Annotated in this window: 1 protein-coding gene; it reads left to right on the top strand. The window is 64.7% G+C overall.

Annotation, left to right across the window (positions count from 1 at the left end; all coding sequences use genetic code 11):
• Positions 1-331 (top strand): class C sortase (locus CRD60_RS08560; protein ID WP_130473102.1); only part of this gene is annotated, 331 nt, incomplete at both ends.

The raw sequence follows: 331 nt of genomic DNA, 5'->3' as shown, positions 1-331 counted from the left end.
GTGCCGAGGATTTCCCTGAATATGCCCATCTACCATGGAACCTCCGACCAGTCGCTCTCCCAGGGCTCCGGGCACCTGTACGGTACCAGCCTGCCGGTGGGGGGACCGTCGACGAACGCGGTGCTGACCGGGCACCGGGGGCTGCCCGGTGCCCTGCTCTTCACGCGGCTGGATGAGCTCAAGCCCGGCGATGTGTTCTATGTGGACACCCTGGGCCGGACCATGGGGTACCGGATCACCGCGATCCATGTCGTCGATCCCGATGACACGCACCTGTACACCGTCGTGCAGGGCAAGGACCTGGTCACGTTGATGACCTGCACCCCTTATG

The sequence above is a fragment of the Bifidobacterium aemilianum genome (assembly GCF_003315635.1).
GTDB classification, from domain to species: domain Bacteria; phylum Actinomycetota; class Actinomycetes; order Actinomycetales; family Bifidobacteriaceae; genus Bifidobacterium; species Bifidobacterium aemilianum.
This window is presented reverse-complemented; position numbering and strand designations above follow the sequence as displayed.